Source organism: Haloferax massiliensis (assembly GCF_001368915.1).
Classification (GTDB): Archaea; Halobacteriota; Halobacteria; order Halobacteriales; family Haloferacaceae; genus Haloferax; species Haloferax massiliensis.
Genome location: NZ_CSTE01000002.1, coordinates 1,532,136 through 1,558,042, shown reverse-complemented (window position 1 = coordinate 1,558,042; position 25,907 = coordinate 1,532,136). Strand labels below are relative to the sequence as shown.

30 protein-coding genes, 1 tRNA gene and 2 pseudogenes are annotated in these 25,907 nt (G+C 68.5%); 23 read left to right on the top strand and 10 right to left on the bottom strand.

Translation table 11 applies throughout. The features are described 5' to 3' along the window. Positions 1–45 precede the first annotated feature (45 nt). Positions 46–696, bottom strand: coding sequence for a VOC family protein (locus BN996_RS12040; protein WP_089779305.1), 651 nt, complete (start codon positions 694–696; stop codon positions 46–48). A gap of 165 nt (positions 697–861) precedes the next feature. On the opposite strand from BN996_RS12040, the gene BN996_RS12035 reads away from it, so the two are divergent. From BN996_RS12035 to BN996_RS12025, 3 genes are all read left to right on the top strand, one after another. Beyond that, positions 862–1,689 carry a lipoate--protein ligase family protein gene (locus BN996_RS12035; protein ID WP_089779303.1) on the top strand — a complete coding sequence of 276 codons (828 nt, stop codon included), beginning with the start codon at positions 862–864 and terminating at the stop codon, positions 1,687–1,689. A gap of 63 nt (positions 1,690–1,752) precedes the next feature. After that, on the top strand, positions 1,753–2,634 hold the full coding sequence (locus BN996_RS12030; RefSeq protein ID WP_089779301.1) for a deoxyribonuclease IV: 882 nt from the start codon (positions 1,753–1,755) through the stop codon (positions 2,632–2,634). Positions 2,635–2,757: 123 nt separating this feature from the next. After that, positions 2,758–3,510 carry a class I SAM-dependent methyltransferase gene (locus BN996_RS12025; RefSeq protein ID WP_089779936.1) on the top strand — a complete coding sequence of 251 codons (753 nt, stop codon included), beginning with the start codon at positions 2,758–2,760 and terminating at the stop codon, positions 3,508–3,510. Between the two features lie 63 nt (positions 3,511–3,573). Here the strand turns inward: BN996_RS12025 and BN996_RS12020 are convergent, their stop codons facing one another. Continuing rightward, positions 3,574–4,212 carry an NAD(P)-dependent oxidoreductase gene (locus BN996_RS12020; protein ID WP_089779299.1) on the bottom strand — a complete coding sequence of 213 codons (639 nt, stop codon included), beginning with the start codon at positions 4,210–4,212 and terminating at the stop codon, positions 3,574–3,576. Positions 4,213–4,346: 134 nt separating this feature from the next. Here BN996_RS12020 and BN996_RS12015 point away from each other — a divergent pair, with 134 nt between their 5' ends. Further along, positions 4,347–4,694: a winged helix-turn-helix transcriptional regulator gene (locus tag BN996_RS12015; protein WP_089779297.1), complete on the top strand. Its 348-nt coding sequence runs from the start codon at positions 4,347–4,349 to the stop codon at positions 4,692–4,694. Positions 4,695–4,712: 18 nt separating this feature from the next. Here the strand turns inward: BN996_RS12015 and BN996_RS12010 are convergent, their stop codons facing one another. Beyond that, positions 4,713–4,928 (bottom strand): zinc ribbon domain-containing protein, encoded by a 216-nt coding sequence (locus BN996_RS12010; RefSeq protein ID WP_007274834.1) that lies wholly within the window; start codon positions 4,926–4,928, stop codon positions 4,713–4,715. Between the two features lie 75 nt (positions 4,929–5,003). Here BN996_RS12010 and BN996_RS12005 point away from each other — a divergent pair. Further along, a pseudogene (locus BN996_RS12005) lies at positions 5,004–5,189 on the top strand (hypothetical protein); the annotation flags it as partial. 64 nt (positions 5,190–5,253) lie between these two features. Here the strand turns inward: BN996_RS12005 and BN996_RS12000 are convergent. Further along, the gene (locus BN996_RS12000; protein ID WP_089779295.1) at positions 5,254–5,901 is read right to left on the bottom strand and encodes a DUF7095 family protein; all 648 of its coding nucleotides are present in this window, start codon (positions 5,899–5,901) and stop codon (positions 5,254–5,256) included. 134 nt (positions 5,902–6,035) lie between these two features. Between BN996_RS12000 and ncsA the strand changes: the two genes are divergently transcribed. After that, a complete protein-coding gene (gene ncsA, locus BN996_RS11995; RefSeq protein WP_004970384.1) occupies positions 6,036–7,001 on the top strand; it encodes a tRNA 2-thiolation protein NcsA in 966 nt (321 codons plus the stop codon). A gap of 169 nt (positions 7,002–7,170) precedes the next feature. On the opposite strand, the gene ftsZ is transcribed toward ncsA, so the two are convergent. The 3 genes from ftsZ to BN996_RS11980 all read right to left on the bottom strand — a co-directional run bounded on the left by ftsZ (position 7,171) and on the right by BN996_RS11980 (position 9,385). Continuing rightward, positions 7,171–8,379, bottom strand: a complete 1,209-nt coding sequence (gene ftsZ, locus BN996_RS11990; RefSeq protein ID WP_007274830.1) for a cell division protein FtsZ — start codon at positions 8,377–8,379, stop codon at positions 7,171–7,173. 2 nt (positions 8,380–8,381) lie between these two features. Continuing rightward, a complete protein-coding gene (locus BN996_RS11985) occupies positions 8,382–8,567 on the bottom strand; it encodes a ribbon-helix-helix domain-containing protein (RefSeq protein ID WP_004970382.1) in 186 nt (61 codons plus the stop codon). A gap of 212 nt (positions 8,568–8,779) precedes the next feature. Then, entirely contained in the window at positions 8,780–9,385 is a 606-nt protein-coding gene (locus BN996_RS11980; RefSeq protein WP_089779293.1) for a double zinc ribbon domain-containing protein, read from the bottom strand. A gap of 116 nt (positions 9,386–9,501) precedes the next feature. Here BN996_RS11980 and BN996_RS11975 point away from each other — a divergent pair. From BN996_RS11975 to BN996_RS11905, 15 genes and pseudogenes are all read left to right on the top strand, one after another. Then, positions 9,502–9,575, top strand: a tRNA-Tyr gene (locus BN996_RS11975). Positions 9,576–9,819: 244 nt separating this feature from the next. Next, complete coding sequence (locus BN996_RS11970) at positions 9,820–10,803, top strand: aldo/keto reductase (RefSeq protein WP_089779291.1); 984 nt, start codon at positions 9,820–9,822, stop codon at positions 10,801–10,803. 109 nt (positions 10,804–10,912) lie between these two features. Then, positions 10,913–11,626, top strand: a complete 714-nt coding sequence (locus tag BN996_RS11965) for a hypothetical protein (RefSeq protein WP_089779289.1) — start codon at positions 10,913–10,915, stop codon at positions 11,624–11,626. A gap of 85 nt (positions 11,627–11,711) precedes the next feature. Continuing rightward, the gene (locus BN996_RS11960; protein WP_089779286.1) at positions 11,712–12,347 is read left to right on the top strand and encodes an HAD family hydrolase; all 636 of its coding nucleotides are present in this window, start codon (positions 11,712–11,714) and stop codon (positions 12,345–12,347) included. Beyond that, positions 12,338–12,700 carry a CobD/CbiB family protein gene (locus BN996_RS11955; protein ID WP_089779284.1) on the top strand — a complete coding sequence of 121 codons (363 nt, stop codon included), beginning with the start codon at positions 12,338–12,340 and terminating at the stop codon, positions 12,698–12,700. Before BN996_RS11960 ends, BN996_RS11955 begins: the two co-directional genes overlap by 10 nt. Beyond that, entirely contained in the window at positions 12,691–13,455 is a 765-nt protein-coding gene (cobS, locus tag BN996_RS11950; protein WP_089779282.1) for an adenosylcobinamide-GDP ribazoletransferase, read from the top strand. Before BN996_RS11955 ends, cobS begins: the two co-directional genes overlap by 10 nt. Next, positions 13,455–14,072 carry an NTP transferase domain-containing protein gene (locus tag BN996_RS11945; protein WP_089779280.1) on the top strand — a complete coding sequence of 206 codons (618 nt, stop codon included), beginning with the start codon at positions 13,455–13,457 and terminating at the stop codon, positions 14,070–14,072. The genes cobS and BN996_RS11945 overlap by 1 nt, the downstream gene beginning before the upstream one ends. Further along, positions 14,063–15,115 (top strand): nicotinate-nucleotide--dimethylbenzimidazole phosphoribosyltransferase, encoded by a 1,053-nt coding sequence (locus BN996_RS11940; RefSeq protein WP_089779278.1) that lies wholly within the window; start codon positions 14,063–14,065, stop codon positions 15,113–15,115. Before BN996_RS11945 ends, BN996_RS11940 begins: the two co-directional genes overlap by 10 nt. Then, positions 15,105–16,104 (top strand): annotated as a pseudogene (locus tag BN996_RS11935) (threonine-phosphate decarboxylase). Before BN996_RS11940 ends, BN996_RS11935 begins: the two are co-directional and overlap by 11 nt. Continuing rightward, entirely contained in the window at positions 16,097–16,834 is a 738-nt protein-coding gene (locus BN996_RS11930) for an adenosylcobinamide amidohydrolase (protein ID WP_089779276.1), read from the top strand. The pseudogene BN996_RS11935 and the gene BN996_RS11930 overlap by 8 nt, the downstream one beginning before the upstream one ends. Positions 16,835–16,933: 99 nt before the next feature. Then, on the top strand, positions 16,934–17,947 hold the full coding sequence (locus BN996_RS11925; protein ID WP_089779274.1) for a pyridoxal phosphate-dependent aminotransferase: 1,014 nt from the start codon (positions 16,934–16,936) through the stop codon (positions 17,945–17,947). 347 nt (positions 17,948–18,294) lie between these two features. Continuing rightward, positions 18,295–19,068, top strand: a complete 774-nt coding sequence (locus BN996_RS11920) for a nucleotide-binding protein (protein WP_089779272.1) — start codon at positions 18,295–18,297, stop codon at positions 19,066–19,068. Then, on the top strand, positions 19,065–19,673 hold the full coding sequence (locus BN996_RS11915) for a DUF8054 family protein (RefSeq protein ID WP_089779270.1): 609 nt from the start codon (positions 19,065–19,067) through the stop codon (positions 19,671–19,673). Before BN996_RS11920 ends, BN996_RS11915 begins: the two co-directional genes overlap by 4 nt. A gap of 64 nt (positions 19,674–19,737) precedes the next feature. Then, positions 19,738–20,202, top strand: a complete 465-nt coding sequence (locus BN996_RS11910; protein WP_089779268.1) for an OsmC family protein — start codon at positions 19,738–19,740, stop codon at positions 20,200–20,202. Between the two features lie 54 nt (positions 20,203–20,256). Next, positions 20,257–20,988, top strand: coding sequence for a DUF8116 family protein (locus BN996_RS11905; RefSeq protein WP_089779266.1), 732 nt, complete (start codon positions 20,257–20,259; stop codon positions 20,986–20,988). Positions 20,989–21,229: 241 nt separating this feature from the next. Here BN996_RS11905 and BN996_RS11900 read toward each other — a convergent pair whose 3' ends face one another. Beyond that, a complete protein-coding gene (locus tag BN996_RS11900) occupies positions 21,230–21,676 on the bottom strand; it encodes an ester cyclase (RefSeq protein ID WP_007274815.1) in 447 nt (148 codons plus the stop codon). 562 nt (positions 21,677–22,238) lie between these two features. Here BN996_RS11900 and BN996_RS11895 point away from each other — a divergent pair. Both BN996_RS11895 and BN996_RS11890 read left to right on the top strand, forming a co-directional pair. Further along, positions 22,239–22,772 (top strand): hypothetical protein, encoded by a 534-nt coding sequence (locus tag BN996_RS11895; protein ID WP_004970351.1) that lies wholly within the window; start codon positions 22,239–22,241, stop codon positions 22,770–22,772. Next, positions 22,769–23,719, top strand: a complete 951-nt coding sequence (locus tag BN996_RS11890) for a homoserine dehydrogenase (RefSeq protein WP_089779264.1) — start codon at positions 22,769–22,771, stop codon at positions 23,717–23,719. Before BN996_RS11895 ends, BN996_RS11890 begins: the two co-directional genes overlap by 4 nt. 75 nt (positions 23,720–23,794) lie before the next feature. Here the strand turns inward: BN996_RS11890 and BN996_RS11885 are convergent, their stop codons facing one another. Continuing rightward, positions 23,795–24,469 carry a type I 3-dehydroquinate dehydratase gene (locus BN996_RS11885; protein WP_082256324.1) on the bottom strand — a complete coding sequence of 225 codons (675 nt, stop codon included), beginning with the start codon at positions 24,467–24,469 and terminating at the stop codon, positions 23,795–23,797. A gap of 588 nt (positions 24,470–25,057) precedes the next feature. Then, positions 25,058–25,726, bottom strand: coding sequence for a type I 3-dehydroquinate dehydratase (locus BN996_RS11880; protein WP_089779262.1), 669 nt, complete (start codon positions 25,724–25,726; stop codon positions 25,058–25,060). Positions 25,727–25,907: the final 181 nt, after the last annotated feature.

The window sequence follows — 25,907 nt, the reverse complement described above, 5'->3', positions numbered from 1 at the left end:
TCGTTGACTCTCGTTGGAGTAATAACGTTTCTCTGAAACGAGTTGTCACTCGGCGTTGACGCGGTACGGGAGGCCCTCGGGGTCGAAGACGCCGTCGGCGTCGCACTGCGCCGACACCGGGCCGACGGTCGCCTCGCTGTCGGTCGGATACCACGCGCGGCCGGCCGGCGAGACGACGAAGCGGGCGTCCCGGTCGCCGACGAACACGAGCTCGCCGCCCTCGAACGATTCCAGCGGTTCGATGCCGAGCGCCTCGGTCAGAGACGCCACGAACGACTCCACGTCGGGGACGGCCATCCCGACCTCGGTCGCGCCGCGGAGGTCGGTCGCCGGGTCGAACTCGCCGGTCGCGTCGCCGTCGTAGCAGACGTACTCGACGACGTTGCCCTCGGGGTCCTCGAAGTAGACGGAGTCACAGCCGAGGAAGTCGAACCGGACGCTCGGCCCCTCGTCGGTGTCGAGCACGGTCACGCCCTCGCGGTCGGTCAGCCACGCGACCACGGAGTCGACCGCGGCGGAGACGGTGAACGCGAGGTGGCCGGGGTCGGTGTCGCCGAGTTCGAACCACAGAGTCGTCTCCCCGGCGGTCGCCGAGCGCTGCGACCCGGGAACGGCCGCGAAGCCGAGCGTCTCGACGTAGAACTCACACAGCGAGATGGGGTCGGTCGCGGCGAGGGCGACGCGGGTGAACTTCATGGTCCCACGTCACCGCGACGCGGTTTAACGGAATCGCTCGCGTCGGCCGACTCTGCCGCGGCGGCGGTCGGTGACCTGACCGGTGACCGCCGCAGCGGGCCGCACGGACTCGCCGCGACGGTCGAGCGTCGAAATCGCTTTCTCCCGGATGGACGAAACCGACGTATGAACGACTCGCAGGAATCGATTGCCGACCGCGAGTGGCGGCTGATTCGCGAGGAGGTCCGACCGGGACCGATGCAGATGGCGCTCGACGAGGTCGCGGGCGAGACGGCCGCCGCGGGCGGCCCTCGGACCGTCCGGGTCTACTCGTGGGAGCCGAGTTGCCTCTCGCTCGGGTACGGACAGGACCCGGAGACGGTCGACTGGGACTACTGCGACCGCGAGGGAATCGACGTGACCCGCCGACAGACCGGCGGCGGCGGCATCTACCACGACCGTCACGGCGACGTGGCCTACTCGATCGCCGCGCCGAAATCGGAGTTACCGGGCGACCTCATGGACTGCTATCACCTGCTGTGCGAGCCGATTCTCGACGCGATTCGCGCGGTCGGCGTGGACGTGGACTTCGTCGACGACGACGTGCCCGTCATCTGGCACCCCGCCTGCTACCTGCGGGCGCTCCACCCCGCCCACGACATGGTCGCCGCGGGCCGGAAGGTCGCGGGCAACGCCCAGTACCGCCGCCGCGACGCCGTCGTCCAGCACGGCTCTCTCACCTACTCGGTGGACGCCGAGACGCACCTCGGCGTCTTCGACGGCCACGACGTGACGCCCGAGGCGTTCCGCGAGCGCGTCGTCGGCATCGACGAACTCGCCGACGCCTCCCGCGAGGCGTTCGTCGCGGCGCTGACCGAGTCGCTGTCGGGGTTCGTCGACGCCGAAGAAGGGTCGTGGACCGACGACGAACTCGACCGGGCGCGGGAGAAAGTCGAGGGGAAGTACCGCGCCGACGACTGGGTTCGCCGCCGGCCGGGGTCGCGGTCCGAGTGAGCGGCGGCCGGCCGGGCCGCCGACTCCGAAGTCCCTTTGTTCGGGTACCCCGTCGGACTCTCCATGCAAGTCGGCGCACACGTCTCGATGTCCAGTTCGAAGGTCTCCTCCGACGAGGAGACGCCACCGCACGGTAACGTCGCCAACGCCGTCTTCCGGCAGGTCGCCTTCGGCGGCAACTGCGGGCAGATTTTCACCACCTCGCCGCAGGTGTGGCGCGACCCCGACATCTCCGACGAGGAGGCCGAACTGTTCCGCGAGGAGACCGCCGACAAACTGGCCGGCCCGTGGGTCATCCACTCGTCGTATCTCGTCAACCTCTGTACGCCCAAAGACGGCCTCCGGCAGAAGTCGCTTGACTCGATGCAGACGGAGGTCGACATGGCCGACAAACTCGGCATCGAGTACGTGAACGTCCACCTCGGGGCCCACACCGGCGCGGGCGAACAGCAGGGCCTCGACAACGCCGTGTCCGTCCTCGACGACCTCGACATCCCCGACGGCGTCACCGTCCTCATCGAGTCCGACGCGGGGTCGGGAACGAAGATGGGCGACGACTTCGCCCACCTCGGCTACGTCCTCGAAGCGTCCGAACAGGACCTCGACGTCTGTCTCGACACCGCCCACGCGTTCGCCGCGGGCTACGACCTCTCGACGGCCGCGGGCGTCGACGAGACGTTCGAGGAACTCGACGCCGAGGTCGGTCTGGAGCACCTCAAGTGCGTCCACCTCAACGATTCGAAACACGAGTGCGGGACGAACAAGGACGAACACGCGCTCATCGGCGAGGGCCTCATCGGCGAGGAGGGCATGCGCGCGTTCATCAACCACGACGCCATCGTCGACAACGACGTGCCGCTCGTCTTGGAGACGCCCACCGAGGACGGCAAGGGCTTCGCGTGGAACATCGACCGCGTCCGCGAACTCCGCGCCGACGGGGAGTAAGCCGCCGAACGGGGGGCCGCTGAGCCCCCGCATCGACTGTTTCGACTGTTTTTTGGGTCGCCGCGCCCGACTCCGCGTGTGCGACGTTTCTCGGAATCGTACCTCCGGCGGACGCGAGAGGGCATGTGGGACGACTCCCGAGCGGCCCTCGCCGACCTCGACCTCGGCGGTCGGACCCGCATCCTCGACGTGGGCTGCGGGACCGGCGAGTTCACGCGCGTCCTCGCGGAGGCCGCCGACGCCCGCGTCGTCGGCGTCGACGCCGACACCGACCTGCTTTCTGTCGCCGCCGACCGCGCCGGCATCGAGGCGGTCGCCGGCGACGCGACCCGACTCCCCTTCGCCGCCGACAGTTTCGATTTGGTCGTCTGTCAGGCGCTCCTCGTGAACCTCCCCGACCCGACGGCCGCGCTCAGCGAGTTCGCCCGCGTCTCGTCGGACCTCGTGGCGACGGTCGAACCCGACAACGCCGCCGTCGGCGTCGATTCGACCGTCGAGGCGGAGGCCGCGCTCGACCGCCGGGTCAGAGACGCCTTCCGCGACGGCGTGGCGACCGACGTGGCGCTCGGCGACCGCGTTCGTGGACTGTTCGCCGACGCCGGCCTCTCGGTCGTCGGGACCCGTCGGTACCACCACCGCAAGCTGACCGAACCGCCGTACGACGACCACGACGTTCGGAGCGCGGCCAAGAAGGCGACCGGCGAGGGACTGGACCGCCACGAGGCCGACCTCCGCCGCGGGCTCGACGACGACTCCTACGAGTCAGTCCGCCGGGAGTGGCGCGAGATGGGCCGCGAGGTCGTCCAGCAGATTCGAGACGGCGAGTACCGCCGGGCCGAGGTCGTCCCGTTCGACGTGACGACGGGCCGGGTGTAGCCGGGCCTGCTCGTCGGGCCGAACCGATGGCCGAGTCACCGGCCGAAAAACGAGACCGTCCGTTCAGTAGCCGACCGCGAGCTGTTCGTGGACGGCGTCGCCGCTCTCCAGTTCGTCAGCGAAGGCGATTGCGAAGTCCTCCATCGAGATGCGGCTCTCGCCGTCCTCGTCGGCGACGAGTTCGCCGCGGGCGGTCCGGAACTCGCCGGTCCGCTCGCCGGGTTCGATGAGCGCCGCGGGCGCGACGTAGGTCCACCGCAGGTCGTCGGCGTCTTCGAGCAGGCCGTACGCCTCGATGGCGGCGCTCGCGACGGGTTTCCACTCCTCGGGGAACTCCGGCGAGTCGATGAGTCGCGTGTCGGGACCGACGTTCAGGATGCCCGCGCCGCCGGTCCAGACGAGGCGGTCGACCGAGGCGCGGCGCATTCCGTCGAGGACGGCGTCGAGCATCTCGACGAGCGCTTCGGGCGACTCGTCGCCGCTCGGGCCGAGCGCGGAGGCGACCGCGTCGTGGCCCGCGGCGAGTCGGGCGATTTGGTCTGCGTCGGTCGCGTCGCCGGCGACCGCCGAGAAGTTGGGGTCGTCGACGCCGTCGACCGCGCCGCTTCGGGAGACGCCCGTAACCGCGTGCCCGCGGTTCAGGAGTTCGTTGGCGATTCGAGTACCGATTCGGCCGCTCGCACCGAGGAGGAGTACGTTCATGATGGGTGTGTTGTGTGTCGTGGGTCGTGTTCGTCGTCCGGTTCGCCGCGACGATGCGGTTACATCGTCATACTTGGTCAACGAGGGTGAGTTTAATATACCTAAGCGAACCTCGGTGTGAGTAGGTCACACCGATGTCACCGCACCAGAGCCTCGAAGCGAAGTACGAACAGTGCCCGGTCATCAAGACGCTCGAAGAGATCGGGTCGCGGTGGCGGATGACGGTTATTCACGTGTTACGCGAGGGTGACCTCCGGTTCAACGAACTCAAGCGCGCGACGGGCGCGAACTCTCAGACGCTCTCGCGCGTGCTGGACGACCTCCAGGAGTTGGGGTACGTCGAGCGGGAGGTCGAAGACGGCAGCCCCATCGCAGTGTACTACTCGCTCACACGGAAGGGCGAAGAGCTGCTTCCGGCGTTCGACGACATCTACGAGTGGGGCGAAAAATGGATGTCTGCGGACGGCGGTGCGGAGTCGTAACCGGCGGCGCGCGGGCGCTCAGCCGAGGAACAGGTCGACGAAGTTCCCGTTCGACTTGCCGCGGTAGAGTTCCGAGTAGCCGCAGTTCGCACACGAGACGACGGTGAACTGGCGGTTCTGGATGTCGAACATCTTCGAGAGGCCGCTTCCCGTGGTTGCGATGGAGTCGATTTCGGTCTCGGAGTGGCCGCATTTCGGACAGCCGTCTCGGTCGGCGCTTGGTGGAGGGCTCATGTTGAACCGTTGAACTACCCCCGTGAAAAATGTACCTCCGAAACCACTTCCTTTCTCGCGCCCGCTGGTGAGCGTATGCCCGCCGGTGGTCTCGTGTTCCTCCTCTTCGTCCTCCTCAGCATCGGTGCCGCAGTCGCCCTCTACGCCGCGATTCGAGACGAGACGCGGGACCCGCCGACGATGAGCCGCGACGAGGCGGAGCGTCGCGCACGCGACGAGGGGATGCGCTACAACGAGGCGCGCGGCCGCGAGACCGACCGCGCCGACGACCGCGACTGGTAGCCGGTCGCCCCCGACTCGGTCCGGCCTCGACTCGGCTCCGCCCTCAGACCACGTCGCCGCGGACCGACGTGCCGGTCTGTTCGGCCCGGTAGGCTCGCATCGCCTCGACGGCCGTCTCGGCCTCGTCTCCCTCCAGTCCGAGCATCTCCAGCGCGCCCGAGAGCGTCGGGAAGGCGAACTCGCCGTTTCGGAGCTTCGACATCGCGTCCGACGACCGCTGGCCGTCGGCGTAGAGGCAGACGCCGCGGGGGTCGAGAATCTGCTCGTAGGCCTCGCGTTCGACCGCGCCCTTCAGCCGCTGGGTGACGTTGTCCTCGAAGGAGGCGTTGCACACTTCGAGGTGAACCGGTTCGTCGTCGTCGGGGAGCAGGTGGGCGGCGAGACACTTCTCGGGGGCCGCGTAGCCGTTTGTGTTGGCTCGAAGCAGGTCGGGATGCTCGCGAGCCCACTCGGCGCGGACGCTCTTGCCGACGCCCTTCACGCCGTGAGACCGCTCGAACGACTCGGCCGCGCCGGGGTCGCCGCGGAGGAGGATGTCTTTCGTCACGTACACGTCGAGTCGGTCGAGGGGGTCGAGGCCGAGCGCCACGTCGCCGTAGACCCACACCTCGCGGACCGGGACGGGGAGCGTCTCGGACTCGACGGCGTCGACGACGGCGGCAACGCGGTCGAGGGCGGCGTCTCTGTCCATCGACTGTCCCTGGGGGTCGGAGGGCCAAACCGGTTGCGACCGAGCGCGGTCGGGTCGTCGGCCGAGCGCGCGAGCGACGCCGCGGTCGCCCCGAGGCGAAACCCGTATCCCTCCTGCCGGGCAACCGACCGGCAATGGAGTGCGACAAGTGCGGCCGCGACGCGGTGATGCACGCGGCCTACTCCGGGGCCCATCTCTGCGACGACCATCTCTGCGCCTCGGTCGAGAAACGCGTGCGCCGCCGCATCCGCGAGGACAACATGCTTCCCCGCGACGCCAGCCCGGAGAACCCCCAGACGTGGGTCATCGGACTCTCCGGCGGCAAGGACAGCGTCGTCCTCACACACATCCTCGACGACACGTTCGGGCGCGACCCGCGCATCGAACTCGTCGCCCTCACCATCCACGAGGGCATCGAGGGCTACCGCGACAAGTCCGTCGACGCCTGCGTCGAACTCGCCGAGGACCTCGACATCCACCACGAACTGGTCACCTACGAGGACGAGTTCGGCGTCCAGATGGACGACGTGGTCGAAAAGGACCCCGAGAACATGGCCGCCTGCGCCTACTGCGGCGTGTTCCGCCGCGACCTGCTCGAACGCTTCGCCGACGACCTCGGCGCGGACAAACTGCTCACGGGCCACAACCTCGACGACGAGGCGCAGACGGCGCTCATGAACTTCTTCGAGGGCGACCTCAAGCAGGTCGCAAAGCATTTCGACGCCAGCATCGGCGACTTCGAGAAGCGCCGCGACGCCGGCGAGTTCATCCCGCGGGCCAAGCCGCTCCGCGACGTGCCCGAAAAGGAGGTCGCGCTCTACGCCCACCTGAAGGACCTCCCGGCGCACATCACCGAGTGTCCCCACTCCTCGGAGGCCTACCGCGCCGAGATTCAGCAGTTGCTGTTGAAACTCGAAGAGAACCACCCCGGCACCCGCCACTCCATCATGGCGGGCTACGAGGAGTTGGCCGAACTGACCGCCCGCGAGTACCGCGGCGAGGGCCGCGTCGACCTCAACGACTGCGAGCGCTGCGGGTCGAAGACCGCCGGCGACGTCTGTCGGAAGTGCCGGCTCATCGAGTCGATAGAAGCGGTCTGAGCGGGACGGACCTCGTTTTCGGCGCGTGTCTTACGGGTCGGACAGCGCCGGGTGTGGAGTCGCATCGACCGAGTCGGCGGCAGCGCTCACGGTCGAAAACACCACGTCAGCAAAAAGAACCCACGAAACCCGACGGGCGCGGCGGCGTCCGCGCGGGTCGGACGGGGCGTTACCGGATGACGTCGAGACCGTTGTTCTTCTCGACTTCGTCGCGGCCGCCGTCGGACCACGTGCCGCTCTGCGCCGTCTGGGCTCGTTCCGAGCTATCGAACTCCGAACCCGAACCCGAGTGCTGTTGTTGTGACTCGCGCGACTGGATGCTCTGACGCGACTTGTCGGCCTGCTTCTGCGTCGTCGGGCCGAGGACCTGCGCGGACTGGACGCCCGTCATGATGGCCATGACGCGGACTTTCCCCTTGTACTCGTCCTGAATGCGAGCGCCCCAGATGACGTTCGCGGCGGCTTCCAGTCGTTCGGTGATGTTGCTCGCGATTCCCTCGGCCTCCTTCAGCGTGAGGTCGGGACCGCCCGTGATGTGGACGAGACCGCCGGACGCACCGCGGTAGTCCACGTCCAAAAGCGGGTGGTTCATCGCGTCGTTGACCACCTCTTGGGTCTTGTTCTTGTCTTGGGTCTCGCCGACGAGCATCACCGCGACGCCGCCCTGATTCATGATGGTCGACATGTCGGCGTAGTCGAGGTTGATGAGCGACGGTTGGGTGATGGTCTCCGAGATGCCCTTGACGGTCTCGGCGATGATCTGGTCCATGACCGAGAACGCCTTGCCGATGGGCAGGTTCGGGACGTAATCGAGGAGGCGGTTGTTGTCCAGCACGATGATGGAGTCGGCCTCGTTCCGGAGGTTTTCGAGTCCCTCCTCGGCCTTGACCGTCCGGGCGCGCTCGACGTTGAACGGAGTCGAGACCATGCCCACGACGATTGCGCCCTGCTCCTTTGCGATCTTCGCGACGACGGGGGCCGCACCGGTCCCGGTGCCGCCGCCCATCCCCGCGGTGACGAACACGAGGTCGGCGTCGCCGAGCACGTCCTTGATCGTGCCCTGTGCCATCTCGGTTGCACGTTCACCCATCGACGGGTCACCACCGGCACCGAGACCCTGCGTCAGGGACTTCCCGACGAGGATTTTCGTGTCCGCTTCGATCATCTTCAGGTGCTGCTTGTCGGTGTTGATGGCGACCGTGTCGGCCCCCTCGACACCGATGTTGTACAGGCGGTTGATGGTGTTGTTGCCGGCACCACCGGCGCCGACGATGACGATTCGCGGGTCACCGAACTGGTCGTCGCTGTCGTCGAGCGACGACTGCGTCTTGCGCTCGGCCTCGTCCCGTTCCATCGCCTCGCGAACGATATCCTGCATAGTTACACCTTTGCCCAGCCGCGCTTGCTGGTAGATTCGCGCTGTCGCTTGTCTGTCGTCTGTTCATTGAGCATCTCGCGAACGGCGGAACGGATTGCTTCGGATCGGTTCGGGAACTCTCCCGTCTCGACCATCCGCTCGACCTCCTCGATCTGCTGCTTCGGAATTCGTAGTGTCACACGCTCCATGTTTACATTCCCCCGGTAAGACGGCGCGCCGCACTCGTGTGCGTGTGTCTTACACCCGGAAACCGACGGACGACGCCGGGTTTCGGGCCGTCGTCGGGTGGCTGTAAGACAACCGTCTTACGCGATAATCACCACAGAGGGATAGAATATAAATGTAACGGCGATTGTAAGACAGGAGCTGAATATCCCGTATAGGGGGCTTTAATCGCCGGTTATGCTTGTTCCAGAACGTCGGCCGCGGGTGTCCGACGGCCGCAGTCGGGGCAGAACGCCCAGTCGGAGCGGAGCTCGTCCCCGCATTCACAGAACACGCGGTGGGACGTCTTCTCGCCGCAGTTCGGGCAGTACACGTGGTCTGGACCCACGGATTCGCCACATTGGCTACAGCTCATCTCGGAGCCGTCCGCGTCTGCAGACTCCAGTTCGTTCCGTGTCTTACGAACCGTATCCGGGGTCGATTCGCCGTCGACGCCCGCGTTTACGCGGGATTCGTCGCTCGAACCATCGACGTTGATGTTGACGTTCAACTCCGAGGGCGTCGGACGTTCGGCCTCGCGGGCCGCCGCGGCTTCCTCGACGAGCGACGGGAGGCGTTCGTCCAGTCGGTCGTCGACGAGTTCCTCGACCCGCGCCGAGAGCGCACCGTCCAGCCCGTCGTCCCCGGCGGCGGTGTCGGACGCGTCGCCCGCGGCGTCGTCACGTTCCAACTCGTCGAGGTACTGACGGAGCGCCTCGCGCATCACCTCGCTTTTCGAGGTGTCGAGGCGGTCCAGACGCTCGACGAGGGCGTCGTCGGCGCGGAACGTGATTTTACTCATTACTCGGGGATTATCTCGGCGGCATATCAATGTTCGCACGTGTCTGACACACAGCACACGCACGCGGCGGCGAGAATGATAATGGTTAAACGCGTCGACCGGATAGCAGTCGGTGACCGCTCTTAGCTCAGCCTGGCAGAGCAGCCGACTGTAGATCGGCTTGTCCCCCGTTCAAATCGGGGAGAGCGGATTGAATTTCAACACCCGCGAGCGGAGCGAGCGGTGTTGTACGTGAAGGACGTCTCGACCCGATTTGAGCAGCGAGCAACGCGAAGCGTTGCGAGTGAGTTCAAATCGGGGAGCGCGGGCCATCGTCGAGAGGGGACACGGCCACACTCGTTTTCGATTCTCCGCCGCCAAATCCCTCACGAACAATCGGAGTATATCTCGCCGCGACCCCGTGATTTACTGCCGTCTACCCGCAACCCGACAGCATGAATCTTCGACCGCTCGGCACGACCGGATTCGACGTCTCTGAAATCGCGCTGGGTACGTGGCAACTCGGCGGAAGCTGGGGTTCGGTGACCGACGAGGAGGCGTACGACGCCATCGAGGCCGCCCTCGACGCGGGCATCAACTTCCTCGACACCGCGGACGTGTACGGCGACGGCGACAGCGAGCGCCGAATCGGAGACGTGCTCGCCGACCGCGACGACGACGTCACCGTCGCCACCAAGGCGGGGCGTCGGCTCGACCCGCACGAGGCCGACGGCTACAACCGCGAGAACCTCGAACGGTTCGTGGACCGAAGCCGGGACAACCTCGGCGTCGACTCGCTCGACCTCGTACAGCTTCACTGCCCGCCGCGGGACGTGTACTACCGACCCGAGGTGTTCGACGCGCTCTCGGAGCTCCGCGACGCCGGGAAGATAGACCACTACGGCGTGAGCGTGGAGAAGGTCGAAGACGGGCTCAAGGCCATCGAGTACGACGGCGTGGAGACGGTCCAGATTATCTTCAACCCGCTTCGACAGCGACCCGCGGAGCTGTTCTTCCGGGAGGCCGAGCGCCGGAACGTCGGCGTCATCGTTCGCGTCCCGCTCGCGTCGGGGCTGCTCACCGGTGCCCTCTCCGAGGACGCCGAGTTCGGCGAGGACGACCACCGGAACTTCAACCGACACGGCGAGGCGTTCGACGTGGGCGAGACCTTCGCCGGAATCCCGTTCGAAGACGGCCTCGCCGCCGCGGACGCGATACAGGAGGTCGTCCCCGAGGGGGTGTCTCTCGCGCAGTTCACGCTCCGCTGGATTCTCTCGTTCGACGCCGTGAGCACCGTCATCCCCGGGTCGAAGTCGCCCGAACACATCCGCGACAACGTCGCCGCGGCGTCGCTCCCGCCGCTGTCGGCCGACCAGTTCCAGCGCGTCGAAGAGGTCTACGACGCGTACGCGCGAGAGCACGTTCACCATCGGTGGTAAGCTAGCCCAGTCGCGGGCTCGGGGTGTGACTCCGCGGTTCCGTGGACGGACGGATAGTTGCTACCCTCCCACAGAAGACACTTACCACCCGACACGTTCGGTTCCGGTAGTGCCCTCCCGCAAGACGCTTCTTTTGGCAGTCGCCGTTGGGGTCGCGCTCGTCGGCGGGTCGGTTGCGCTCGACGCGACGACCCCCGACAGGACGTACACCTACGAGGCGAGAGAACTGTCTCCCGCTCCTGAGGACGCTGCCGAGGCCGTCGTGGACGACACCACGGTCGACCCGGCGGGGCCGTCGGCGGTGTTCGTCGCCAGCGACGGTCCCGGTGACCGACCGGAACGGACGGCACTCCGCGATGCCGCAAACGGGTCTCGAACGAAGGCAGAGTTCCCCGACTCGCTCGTCGACCGCCGGTACGCCGTCGTCGGGACTAGCGGCATCACCTCGGACGTCGATGAGGTCTACCGCCTCCACGAACGCGAGGACGATGGGACGGTGCGAGTCACCGCCGAGCGAGTCGCGTTGCACGCGTTCTACGACGAGCTCGCGGTCTCCGCCACCACCCCGCGACGACGCGAACTCGTTCGAACGGGGGAACTTCGGACACACGAACGCCTTACTGCGGTTCTCATCGCGTACGACGGGCGGTACTACCGCGTGACCCAGCCACCGCTATCAGTCCGATTCGAGGGTGTGAGAACCGACCTCCACAACGCGGGGTACGTGCTCGGAAACGGGATTGTACTCGTCGCGGGGGTGTGGTACGTCCTCGAACGGTGGGGGCGATACGTCTGGGGAGATGGCCCCGAGGTCCGTCGCTGACGGCCAGCGAGAAACCCGGCGAGACCGGGACGGCCGAACCCCCCGCTTCGCTATATTCAAGTACAGTTTCGCCAATGAAATTCTAGTGGCAGTCACGTTCGACCTCTTCGGTACGCTCGTCGACGCCGAGTACCCGTCAGACCCCGGTGCGGCGGTCGCAGACGCGCTCCGCGAGTACGGCGTCGCCGTCCCCGACGACTGGGACGACGCCTACCGCGAGGTCCACATCGACGCGCCCGAGGGCGCGGAAGTCCCGCTTCCGGCCCACGTCGCCGCGGCGCTCCGCTCTCGGGGCGTCGACTCGCCGGACAACGCCGCCCGACGAGCAGTCATCACGGCGTTCGACCCCGAGGTGACCACCCGTCCCGGCGCGGTCGACGCGGTCGCGGCTGCCCGCGAGGCCGGCGCGGTCGGCCTCCTCTCGAACTGCTCGGTCCCCGAACTCGTCGCTCGGACGCTCATCCGGTCGGACCTCGACCGGCGCGGCTTCGACGACATCACGACGAGCGTCGCCTGCGGGTGGCGAAAACCCCACCGGCAGGCGTTCGAGGCGGCCGCCCGCGGCCTCGGCGTCGACGCGGCCGAGCTGGTCCACGTCGGCGACGACCCGGACGCAGACGGCGGTATCGAGGCGGTCGGCGGCCGGTTCGTGAACCTGCGGGAGACGACGCTCGAATCGGTCGCGGCGAGACTGCGCGCCGGGGAGGACCCGTGCCCGTGACCGCCGCGGCCGCCGTCGTCGCCGCCGCGGCGCTGGACAGGGGCTTCGCCGAACCCCCAGCACGTATCCACCCGGTCGCGCTGTTCGGCCGACTCGTCTCGCCCGTCGACCGCGAGTGGTCCCGTCCGACGCGGGTCGGCGAGCTGGCGCGGCGGCCGTCGTCGCCCAACTCGGGGTGGCCGATGGCGACGCTCGCGGTCCTCCTCCAAACGCGACTGGAAAAGCCCGGTCACTACCTGCTCGACGGGGGGCCGGAGGCTCCCGACGCGGCGACCGCCGCGCGGGGCGTCCGACTCGTCTCGCGGGCCGGCCTCCTCGCGTTCGCAGTCGCGGGGGTGGTCGCGTGGTTCTGACCGCCCTCCGCGGCGCGCTCGGCTTCCTCACCCGCCTCCCCGTCGGCGGCGACGAGTCCAACTGGGACGCGTTCAGGCGCGCGCCCGCGACGTTCCCGCTCGCCGGCTACGTCGTCGGCGCGCTGGCCGCGCTCCCGTTTTTGCTCCCCCTGCCGATACCGACCGCGGCCGCGCTGTACCTCGTGACGCTGTATCTCGTGACGGGCGTCACCCACGCCGACGGCCTCGCGGACCTCGGCGACGCCGCGGTCGTCCACGGCGACGCCGACCGCCGGCTGTCGGTCCTGAAAGACTCGCAGACGGGGGTCGGCGGCCTGCTCGCGTTCGGGCTGACGCTCGTCGTCCTCGCGCTCGGCGCGTTCGGCCTCGCGGGCGCGGGGGGTCGCGTCGGCCTCACGGCCGCCGTCGCAATCGCCCTCGCCGCCGAGGTCGGCGCGAAAGCCGGCATGGCGACGCTGGTCTGTCTCGGCGCGCCCGCCCACGAGGGACTCGGCTCGGCGCTCGTCGGCGAGAACAGCCCGTCGGGGCTCCTCGCGGTCGCCGTGGCCTGTCTCCCGGTCGTCGCGCTCGCGCCGGTCACCGGCGGCCCCGCCGTCGTCGCGGCGCTCTGCTGTGGGCCGGTCGTCGCGCTCCTCGTCCGCTCGTGGGGGCGCGCCCGACTCGGCGGCGTCTCGGGCGACCTGCTCGGCGCGACGAACGAACTGGCCCGCGCCGCGGCCGTCCACGCGGGGGTGGTGACGTGGACGCTCTCGTGATGTGCGGCGGCCGCGGCACCCGCCTCGACGCGCCGGTCGAAAAGCCGCTCGTGGACATCTGCGGGCGGCCCATGCTCGACCGAGTCGCCGCGGCGCTCCGCGATTCGAGCGTCGGGACCGTCCGCGCGGTCACCTCGCCGCACACGCCGAACACCCGCGAGCGAGCCGCCGACCTCGGTCTCGACCCCATCGAGGCCCCCGGCGACGGCTACGTCTCCGACCTCGACTTCGCGCTGGACCGCGTCTCCCGGCCGGTCGTCACCGTCGTTTCCGACCTGCCGCTCGTCGCTCCCGAACACGTCGACGCGGTCGTCGCGGCCGCGGACGGCGGGGCCGCCACCGCGTGCGTCCCCGTCGAACTGAAGCGCGACCTCGGAGCCAGCATAGACGACGCGCTCGTGTTCGACCACGAGGGGACCGCCGTCTGCCCGACTGGGCTGGGCGTCGTCGGTCCCGCGGGCGCAGACGCCGATATCGACGCCGAGACGAACGCCGGCACTGACACCGACGCAGACACAGACACCGATTCGACCATGTACCTCTCCGCAGATTCCAGACTGGCACTCAACGTGAACCGCCCGACAGACATCGCGCTCGCGGAGGACCGATGCGAGTAGTCCTCGTCGCCGGCACGACCGAGACGGCGAAGATTCCCGGCATCAGCGCCGCGGGCGCGGACCCGTCGCTCGTCGGCCACACGCCGAGCGCCGACGCCGAAATCATCGAGTACGGCGAGCCCGTCCGCTCGCCGGTGACGCCGGTCAGTCCGACGGGCTGTCCGACGCCCGCGGCCGTCACCCGCGCCGTCAAACAGCTCACCGGGTTCGACGTGCTCACCGTGGACGCCGGCCTCGCCAAGCCGAGCGCCGCGCCGACCATCGACGTGGGCGCGCGACCCGGCCGCGACATCCGCGAGAGCGAGCCGGTCCCGACCGCGCCCGGCGCGTTCGAGGCGGCCCGCCGGATGGGCCTCGCGCTCCCCGAAGACGAACTCGTCATCGGCGAGACCGTCCCCGGCGGGACGACCACCGCGCTCGCCGTGTTCCGCGCGCTCGGCGAGGAGTTCCCCGTCTCGTCGTCGCTCCCGGACAACCCGACGAGCCTGAAAGAGGATGTCGTCGCCGAGGCGTTCGAGGCCAGCGACGTCGAACCCGGCTTCGCGGCCCACAAACCCCGGCGCGCCGCCCGCTATCTCGGCGACCCGGTGCTCCCGGTCGTCGCCGGCCTCACCGTCGGCGCGCTCGAAAACGGCGTCGACGTGACGCTCGGCGGCGGGACCCAACTGCTCGCGGCCGCCGCGCTCGCCCGCCACGCCGGCGCGAGCGGCGACCTGACGCTCGCCACCACGTCGTACCTCGCCGAGGACGTGCCCGAACTGGCCGACGCCGCCGAGGCGTTCGACCTCGAACTGACCGTCACCGACCCCGGCTTCGAGACGCACCCGCTGGACCGCTACGCCGCGGGCGAGGCCAAGGAGGGCGCGGGCATGGGCGGCGCGCTCATGCTCGCCGACCGGATGGGCGTCCTCGACGACGTGGAGGCGGCCACGCTCGACGTGCTCTCGACGCTGGACCCCGAGGCAGTCGAGACCGGGACCGGAACCGGAACCGCGGCGGCCGACGCCGGCGGCGCCGACGCCGACATCGACGATGGACCCTGAATCCGTCCGCGCGGGGAGCCGCGTCCCCCACGGCGGGACCACCGACCCGACCGTCCTCGACTTCAGCGCGAACACCAACCCCGAGCGACCCGACGACGTCGAGGCCGTGTATCGGGAGGCGTTCGACGCCGCGACCCGCTACCCCGACGACGACTACGCCGACTTCCGGGCGGCCGCCGGCGACTACGTCGGCTGTGTCCCCGAAGCGGTCGTGCCGACCGCGGGCGGCCTCGAAGCCCTGCGGCTCGCGTTCGAGGTGACGCTCTCGCCGGGCGACACCGCGCTCGTCCCCGAACCGAGCTTCGGCGAGTACGACCGCGAGATTCGCCTGCAGGGGGCGGAGCCGGTGGCGGTCGCCCACGACGAACTCCTCGACGCCGACCCCGCGGGCCACGCGGTCGCGGTCGTCTGCACGCCCAACAACCCGACGGGTGAACTCGCGTCCGCGTCCGACCTCCGGGCGTTCGCGGCGCGCTGTCGCGAGGCCGACACAGTTCTCGTCGTCGACGAGGCGTTCCTCGACTTCACCGACGAGCCGAGTCTCGCGGGCACATCCGGCGTCGTCGTCGCCCGGTCGCTGACGAAGATGTTCGGCCTGCCGGGCATCCGCGCCGGGTTCGCCGTCGCCGTCGGCGACCTCGGCGACCGACTCGCTCTCGACGCCCGCGGCCGCCGTCGGCGCGCACTGCATGCGGGACGAGGCGTTCGTCTCGCGCACCCGAGCGCGCGTCACAGACGAACGCGAGCGACTCCGCGAGACGCTGTCTGAGGCCTTCGACGTCTCCCCGTCGGACGCGCCGTTTCTCCTCGTGGACGTCGGCGACCGCGACGTCGACGCGGTGGTCGAGACCGCCCGCGACCGCGGCGTCGCCGTCCGGGACGCGACGACGTTTCCGACGCTCGACTCGCACGTCCGCGTCGCGGTGAAACGCCCGGACGAGAACGACGAACTGCTCCGGGCGCTCGCCGCTGTCGCCGACGATGTTTGAGGCGACGCGCCGCGACGGCGTCTGCCGGCTGGTTCGCCCGGAGACGCGCTGGCTCTCGACTGGCTACGCCGGCGGCGAGTCGCGGGCCGACGCCGCGTTCAACGTCACCGTCCCCGAGGGCTGGCCCGAGACCGACCTCGACGCGTATATCGAACGGCGGCTCTCGGCGGCCGGCTTCGACGAGCGCGGACCGACGCTCCTGACTGGCGTGGGGCAGGAACACGCCCGGCGCGCCCGGTTCGGCCCGGTCGAAGTCGTCGCCACCGCGGGCGTGTCGAACCCGGCGGAACTGCCGATAGACGGCGAGCCGAGCGACTGGGACGACGCGTCGCCCGCCTCGGACGCGGCGGCCGGCGACGACCGAGAGGAGCGGGACGACCCGGTCGGAACGGTCAACGTCCTCGTCGGGACGACGCGGTCGCTGGAGCCGGGCGCGCTCGCCAACCTCGTCGCCGTGGCCGCCGAGGCGAAGGCGGCGACGCTCCTCGCGCGCTGCGGCGCGCCGGGGACGACGACCGACGCGGTGGTCGCCGCGTGCGACCCCGCCGGCGACCCGGTGACGTTCTCGGGGAGCGCGACCGAGGTCGGCAACGCGGCGCGGGTCTGCGTCCGCGACGCGGTGCGCGCGAGCCTCGATTCGCGGTACGACGCCGACTCGATTCCGCGGGGCGTCGGCGAGGCGAGTTACGGCGTCGTCGCCGACGAGCGCGCGACCGTCTCTCCGATCTGAGAACTGCCGGCCAAACGCCTTCTCGGCCGAGAAATCGACGCTGGTAGCTAAGTGGTTCCCGCAGAAGCCTTGATTATGGTCGGTAGCTAGCACGTTGGTATGGACCCCGGTTCCGTTTCCGACGTCGGCCACGTGACCCACGGCGGGACCGCCGACCACTCGCTCGTCGATTTCAGCACCGGCTCGAACCCGGAGCGACCGTCCGGTCTCGCCGGCGTCTACGAGTCGGCGCTCTCCACGGCGCGGCGGGACTCGCTGGACGACTTCTCGCGGTTCCGCGTCGCCGCCGCGGAGTTCGTCGGCTGTAACCCCGACGAGGTCGTCCCCGCCGCGGGCGTCGTCGAGGCGATGCGGCTCGCGGTGGGCGTGACCGTCTCGCCGGGTGACAGCGTGGCGCTTCCGGCTCCCTGCTGTGGCGAGTACGCCCGCGAAATCCGGCTCCAAGGGGGCGAACCGGTCCACGTACCGCACGACAGACTCTTGGAGCGCGTCGACCCCGCCGCGCACGCGGCGGTGGTTCTCAGCTACCCCGCGAACCCCGTCGGGACGGCGTACCCGAGAGGCGAGCTTCGGGCGTTCATCGACGACTGTCGCCGGGCCGACACGCCCGTCGTCGTCGACGAGTCGTACCTCGGATTCACGCGCCTCCCGAGCACGGCCGGCCTCGACGGCGTTATCGCGCTCCACTCGGTGACGAACGTCTTCGGCGTCCCCTCGCTCCGAGCGGGCTTCGCGGCCGCGACCGGCGACCTCGGCGACCGGCTCTCGCGGGCGCGCTGTACGCGGGTGCTGTCGGCCCCCGCGGTGGAGGTGGCGACCTTCTGTCTCGAACAGGACGACTTCCTCGAAGCGACGCGCGACCGGGTCGAGCGGGAGCGCCCGCGGATACTCGCGGAGTTGGACCGACTCGGCTACGACCCCCACCCCGCCGACAGCGCGCTCGTGTTGTTCCGCGCCGCCGACGTCGACCGCGTGCTCCGCGAGACTCGGCGGCGCGGCTTCGCCGTCCGCGACGCCCGCGACTATCGGGGTCTCGACTCGCACGTCAGAATCAACGTCCGCCGCCCGGACGAAAACGACAGCCTGCTCGACGCGCTCGCCGAGGCGGCCTGAGCGCCGCGTCGACGCCGCCGACCCGACTCACGGGCGCGAGCCGCACCGACCGACGGTCTCAGCTTCGTTCCGGGCGGGGCGCGAGACTCGTTTGCACGCCGTGATTCGAACAGACGTCACCGATTCAGGTACACGATGAACGCGATGGCGAGGAGGGTCGCGTACACCGCGAACGTCGAGTCTTCGACCACGAAAGCGAACGATTGGATAACTATTCTGAACATCGGTGGTCGTTTCACACCATGATGTCCTCGCTATTAATGTTTGTTACCTATTGACACGATATTCGTCGGCGCGCGTCCATCCCGTTCCGAACACTTATGCGAAATCGCCGGACACGTGGGGGCATGGTCGAGGCGTTCGCCGTCGCCAGCGGGAAGGGCGGCACCGGGAAGACGACGAGTACGCTCGCGCTGGGGATGGCGCTCGCCGAGGACTACGACGTGACCGTCATCGACGCGGACACGGGCATGGCGAACCTGCTTTTCCACGCCGGATTGGACGACGCCGACGTGACGCTCCACGACTTACTCGTCGACGAGCGCGACGCCGCGGTGTCCGACGCGGTGTACGAGCGATTCGGCATGTCGGTCGTCCCCTGCGGGACGAGCCTCGCGGCGTTCGAGGCCGCGGACCCCGGCCGTCTCCGCGACGTGGTCGCCGAACTCGCCGCCGGCACGGACGTGCTCCTCCTCGATTCGCCCGCCGCGCTCGGCTCGAAGAGCGCGGTGCTCCCCGTCGTCCTCGCGGACCGCATCGTCGTCGTCCTCCAACCCACCGTGCCGTCTCTGTCCGACGGGCTGAAAGTCCAGGAGTACGCCCACTCCTACGGCACCGACACGGCGGGCGTGGTGTTCAACCGCGTGCGCCCCGACGAGAACGTGGATACAATCGCCGAGCAGGCCGGCCGCTACTTCGGCGGGCAGACGCTCGCGTCGGTTCCCGAGAGCGACGCGGTCCGCGCGGCCCGCCGCGAGGGGAAACCCCTCCTCGCACACGCGCCCGACGGCCCGGCCGCTGACGCCTTCCGCGAGGCGGCCGCCCGACTCGACGTGCGCGACGGTGACGGCCGCGAGGTCGCAGAGCGGTTCAAAAGCGCCGTCGTCCCCGAGCGGATATGAGAATTCCACGGGGCGAACTCCGCCGGTCGCGCGTCGTCGACGACGCCGCGGCGGTGCTTCGGACGGTGCTCGACGAGGAACTCACCGGGTACGTCGTCTTCGAGCCGCAGGACGCGCTGCTCCTCGGCGAGGCCACCCGCGGCGTCGTCACGTTCGAAGACGGGGTCCCCGTCCTCGCCTACGACACGGAGCGCGAGGTCGGCGGCCGCGACGGGCTGGAGGGGTTCGCCGTCACCGGCCCGACCCGCGCCGCGGTCCACGCCGTCGACGCCGACGCCCTCGCGGACGCCCACGAGGTCGAGGCGTTCCGCGTCCCGCCGGGCGAGCCGGCCCGCGTCCTCGCCGGCGACGAGCGGTTGGCGGCGAAGACCCTCGACGCCGCCCCCGACGCCCGTCGCGAGGAGGGCCGCGACCAGAGCGCGGTCGAATCGTTCCTCGCCGACGCCGACGCCATCGAGGAGATTCGGTCCGAGGCCCGCGAGGAGGCTCGCGCGCGGGCGTCGGAGTGGGGACTCGACGACGTGCTGGCCGACGACGCCGGCGATGCCAACCCCGGCGACGACGCTGACGCCGCCGCGATAGACGCCGGCTCAGACAGTCGCTGACACGCTTCTCGACGGCTGAGAACCGTCTTCTGTGGCTATCGCTCTGCGGCGTCTCTACGGAAGTATGTCCGCCGAGAAATCCCAGACTCAGACCCTGACCTTCGCCGTCGCCGCGGCAGCCGAATCGCCGACCGAGACCCGCGTCTCCGCCCGCGACTTCGAGTTCGTCGTCGACGAGCCGCAGTCGCTCGGCGGGGAGAACGCCGGACCGAACCCCGTCGAGTACGTCCTCGGCGCGCTCGCCGGCTGTCTGAACGTCACGTCCCACGTCGTCGCCCGCGAGATGGACCTCGACGTTCGGGACCTCGAAATCGCCATCGAGGGCGACCTGGACCCCGGGAAGTTCATGGGCAAGCGCGAGGACGGCCGCGCCGGCTACGAGGAGATCCGCGTCGCGGTCACCGCCGACGTCGACGCCGACGCCGAGACCATCGGCGCGTGGCTCTCCGCGGTCGAAGCGCGCTGTCCGGTCAGCGACAACCTGAACAACGCGACGCCGCTCGCGCTCTCGTTCGACCGGCGGGAGTGAGCGACGGTCGCCCCGCGGGGACAGAGCCAAACCGCCGTCCTCCGTAGTGCCCCTGTGACCGTCCTGCGCCTCCTCCGACTCCGCCGCCCGGCCGACTTCGCGGACTGGTACCGAATCGGTGCCGAGTACGTCCACGACGTGGCCGCGGGGATGGGGCTCCGCGTCGGCGACTTCGAGTCGCGGGTGGTCCGCGCGACGGACGCCATGCGGGCGGGGCGGACCGACCTGCCGCCGGACCTCGCCCGCTCCGTCGCCGCCGACCTGCTGGCCGACGCGGTGTTTTGCGACCCGTTCTGTCAGTGGATGCCGTTGTGGTACGAACTCGGCCTCGCGGCCCCGTGTGCCTACGCCGAGTACCGGCTCCGCCGGGTCGCCGAACAGTACGCCGACGACCTCCCGCACCTGTCGGTGCCGCGGTTTTCTCGCCCGGAAGACGTGTACGTCGACGGCCGGCCCGCGACGGCGTACGTCGACGGCTTCGCCGAGCGGTTCGTCCTCGCCGACGCCGTCCTCCACCTGGAGTGGTTCGCCTACGTCGCCCGCGAGTCGGGCATCTTCGTCCCCCCGATGTTGATCGAGCGGACCAGAGAGCAGACCGTCGCCTACTACGCCGGCCGACGGGCGGAACTCGACCCCGACGTGCGGACCTTCCAGCGACTGCTGTTTTCGGACGACGAGTGGGTCCGCCGCATCGCCGACGTGTACGACGTCGACAGCGTCCTGTTCGACTACTGGGCGCGAACCCTCGCGCGGGAGCGCCGCCGACTGTCGACGTTCGACGGCTGACCGACCGGTCGCCGAGGTGTGCGTTCAGTGCACACGCATCATATGACATTTGAAAAATGTTTTAACGGTGGAGGTAGTACGCGTCTACTGCAGGTAGATACCTGCACTTGGGTTGCGTATACCGGGGAGGTTTTTCCCCAGTGTCCGTGGAGTGCGGGCGGGTGCCCGGTCGTCCGCGCTCTTCCTTCTCATCCGTCGAGCCGCGCGTTCGTCGCGCAAACGGTATCGGCTTCGGCGTCGGTCACGCCTCGGGGAGTTCGACAGCGCCGAGTTGCGTGAGCATGCCGAGCATGTCCGGCTGGACCCACCGCTCGGCGATCACGCCGTCTTCGATGCGGGTGAACACCATGTTTCCCACCTCGATGGACTTCCCGGTCGGTTCGATGCCCATGAACGCGCCGTCGTGGGTCCCGCGGAGCGTGACGCGCATCGCGACCGTGTCGCCCGCCGAAACCGTGTCTTCGACCGTCGCCGAGAAGTCGCTGAACGACGCTTTGAGCCCCGAAATCTGGGCTTTGAGTTCGTCGCGTCCGCGGACCTCGCCGAGCGGACTGTGGTCGCGGACGTCCGCGGCGCAAATCTCGTCGACGAGGCCGATGTTCCCCTCGCTCGCGACTTCCTCCGGGAAGCGTCGAGCGAGTCGCTCGTTCCCGGTCGGCGTCGGTGTCGGTGTGCTTGCTGATGCCATCTCTGTGTTTCCTTCTGTCGCACCCGTCCACAGACGGCAACCCTCTCACTTCCCGTCGGCGGCGGATACACCAGCGTATACGCCGTGCGAGATGTTAACTATTATTCGTTGTAAATAGAGTGTCGCGGAAGCGTCTGTGTTTTGTTAATGCATGACTCGCGGCGCTCACGAACACGACCGACGAACGCTCAGCGAGTGGAAAATGAATAATACGATAGAAAATTCCCCAAACAGACGTAAATAAACCAATTCTGGATTAATACGGCGGTATTTGCACGATGTTCGAACACACACCCGAGTCGGGGGTGTTGCCCTCGATAGTGCTTGTGTGTAAAGCGAGCACAACTCGATTCGCGCACGGTATCCGGGTGCGGTAATCTTTGTAGCGAACCTGAGTACATTTCGGGCCGACGCACGTACGGCGAACCCTCAGTGATGACTCTCTCACAGCAGACGGGCCGACGGTCGCGGTCGGCGACCGACCCGTTCGAACGCAATACGTATATGGGTGTGCTCGCTCGATTTCCGACAATGAACGACACGGTAGTACGGTGTTGTGCGGATGAGTGAGGTCCGCAACGACGTTCAGGCGTACACGCTCCGACTCGAACTCGTCGACGAGCCCGGCGAACTCCTGCGCTCGTTGCAACCCATCGCCGAACACGGGGGGAACCTCCTCTCGATTTTCCACGAGCGCGGCAACGTCACCCCGCGCGGCTACATCCCGGTGGAAGTCGACATCGAGGCGACGCCCGACCGCTTCGACAACATCGTCGAGGGGCTGAGCGAGGCCGGCATCAACGTCATTCAGGCCGGAACCGAGCGCTACAGCGAGCGCCTGACCATCATCCTCTCGGGTCACCTCATCGAGACGGACCTCTCGGACACGCTGACGCAGATAGAGGCGACCCGGAACGCGACGGTCACCGACATCTCGCTGTCCGCGCCCGCGGGCTCCATCGACGTCTCCAGCGCCCGCCTGCAACTGGCCGCCGAATCGGGGTCCACCGAAGACGTCCTCTCGGCGATGCGCGACATCGCCGACGAGAAGGACCTCCAGCTCGTCGAGCCGCTGACGGTGGGGGGTCGCGCGTGAGGCTCTGCGTCCTCGGTGCCGGCGCGGTCGGCAGCGCCGTCGTCGAACTGGCCGCCGAGCACGGCCACGTCGTGACCGCGTTCGCGGACTCCGAGAGCGCCGTCGTCGACGCCGACGGCATCGACGCCGACGCGGTGCTCGCGAAGAAGCGGGAAGACGGCGTGGTCGGCGACGCGGACCCCGAGTCGGTGTTCGACGCCGACTACGACGTGTTGGTGGAGGCGACGCCGACGACGCTCGGCGACGCCGAACCCGGCTTCTCGCACGTCGAGCGCGCGCTGGGCGACGACCGCCACGTCGTCTTGGCGAACAAAGGTCCGGTCGCCGAGCGCTACGCCGACGTGCGCGCGCTCGAAGCCGAGAGCGAAGGGACCGTCCGCTTCGGCGCGACCGTCGGCGGCGCGCTTCCCATCCTCTCGACTATCGAGGACGTGGGCCCGTCGCGCGTGTCGGCTGTCTATGGCGTGCTGAACGGGACGGCGAACTTCGTCCTCTCGCGGATGGCCGCCGAGGGACTCGACTACGAACACGTGCTCGCGGAGGCACAGGACCTCGGCGTCGCCGAGGCCGACCCGACCTTCGACGTCGACGGCACGGACACGGCGCTCAAGGGCGTCATCGTCGCCAATGTCCTCTCGGACGGCGAGACGGAGTACGCGCTCGACGACGCCGAAGTCGAGGGGATTCAGGAGCTTTCGGGCAGTATGCTCGACCTCGCCGCCGAGGACGGCCAGACGATTCGACTCATCGTCGAAGTCGCGGACGGCGCGGTTCGCGTCGGCCCGCGGTTAGTGCCCGAGCACGGGGCGGTCGCCCCGTCGGGAACGGAAAACGCCGTCCAAATCGAAGCCGACTACTGCGGTCGACTGGGTATCACCGGCCAAGGTGCCGGCGGTCCCGAGACGGCGAGCGCGGTGCTGACGGACGTCGAGCGGCTTGCCGACTGACGCCGGCGGTCGAGTCCGCGGCGAGAAGAGATGAAACGAGTCTGCTGACGGCGGGCGGCCGCAGGGTCGCCGGCGTCAGTCCGAGAGCGTCAGTTCCTTCGGCACCGACACCTCGCTCCGGATGGTGTCGATGACCTGTCCGTCGACGCGCTCGTTTTTCGTGAGTTCGATGAGCGAGGCGAGCTTTTCGAGCGGAATCTGCCCCGGCGCGTAGTCATTGTCGTCCGCGAGGAGGGGCGCGTATCCGAGCTTCGACCCGTAGAGGTGGCCGATGACGCGCGTGTGGCTCCCGATTTCGCCCATCGAGATGCCGGCGACGTCGATGCCGCGGTTGGTCGCGTCGTTGACGGCCTCCAAGAGCGTGAGCGTGTCACCTTGATTCTGGGGGAAGACGGCCACCTTGGCGACGTCACCGAACTCCGCGCACTGCTCGATGATGGCGTCGAGCACGTCGCGGTCGGGCGTCTCCTCGAAGTCGTGATGCGAGATGATGAGCTGCACGTCGTTCTCGCGGAACTCGTGGGCCAGCCACTCCTTGGCGCGGACGGTTTCGAGTTCGATGTCGACGAACTCCACGGCGTCGTACCGAGATGCGGAAAACAGGTCGTCCAGCCGGCCGGTGTCGCTCGCCTTTCCCCCGAACCAGCGAGCGCGATTGGTCGCGATTATCGGGAGTTCGCCGTCGTACGCGGCGAGTTGTTCGAGCGGGTCGTCCGCTTGGTCCATTCGGAATTCGATGAGGTCTGCCACCCCTCGCGCGTCCACCTCTCGTGTGAGGTCGTTTGTTGTCGCCGCCAGTGCAGACTCGTCGAGTTTCATGTGAACGCCTATCACCCCGCCGCCTATAAATGTTAGCTGTCGACGCAAGAGTTCTCACCTCCTCGTAGACGGTGAGAGACGCCGTTTTCGGCGGATTTTCAGGAACGTTCATCGATGATGTCGAGTTTGAGCCGAACAGTTATCAGTCCCAACTTGAATGTAGCCGAGAAATCGTCGATATTCGGGAGTCAGAGTCGGCCATCTGTTCTTCGACGGGGCGAACGGGCACCGGCAGTCGGCGTCCGTCGGCGACGCGATGCCTCCGTGAGCGGCCGGCCGTCCGGTCGTCCGGGACCCTCGGTTCGAACGGCGTTCGCTCGGGCCAAAACGGCTCTGTTTGAGCCGAATATGACTGTTCTCATTGAATATACTACATCTGATATAATTGGCGGATTATCGAGCACGACGCTCCCGAACCGAGACGCTTCTCGCTGTCGACGGTCGCGGGCGGTCCTCGGACGCACTCGCCGGCTCGGCGCGAACTGTCGCGTCGATGCGCCACGCGTGTTTCTTCAGGGCTCACCTCGCCGAAGCGACCCATTCGAGGAGGTTCGACAGCGTTCCGAGGTCGATGTCGTCCTGAGCGCGCTCGTCACTCACGATGGGCGCATAGGCGATAGACGCGCCGTAGAAAACCCCGATAACGCGGGTGTGGCGGCCGATATCTCCCAGCGCGTAGCCGGTGACTCGCACCCCCCGCTCGGAGGCGGCGTTGAACGACTGTAACAGCGCGAGCGAGTCCGACTTCTCCTCGGCGGCGACGACGAGCTTCGCCACGTCGCCGTAGTCACTACATTCTGATATTATCGTCGATAACTCCGATTTCTGAGGAGTCCTCTGTCGGTCGTAGTGGGAGACGATTAGTTCGACGTCATGCTCGCGCAGTTCGTCCCGAAGCCACTCGCACTCGCGGATCGTCCGCAGCTCCACGTCGACCATCTCGACGGCGTCGAACGCGGCGGCGGCCGCGAGGGTCTCCAGTCGGTCGGACTCGCCGGCGGTGCCGCCGGCCCACTCCGGCCGGTTCGAGACGATGAGCGGGAGCGTCCCGTCGTAGTCGTCGAGCGCGTCGAGCGGGCGGGTCGCCCCGTCCATCCGGAACTCGACGTAGTCCGCGATGCCCTCCGCGGCCGCCGCTTCGGTCAGCGTCTCGGTCACTCCGGCCAACGCGTATGCGTCCGCTGCCATGGAACTCGATACCGAACACTCGCATAAAACAGTTCCCCGCCGAGCGCTCCTCGGCGTCATCTGTCAGTCCCCCGAAACCCGACGCTCAGTCACGCACGTCCGCGTTTCGATACTGTTGGAACGGTACGAGAGTCACGGAATCCCCGTCGTCGACGCCGCTCCCCCGACTACAATTACAACA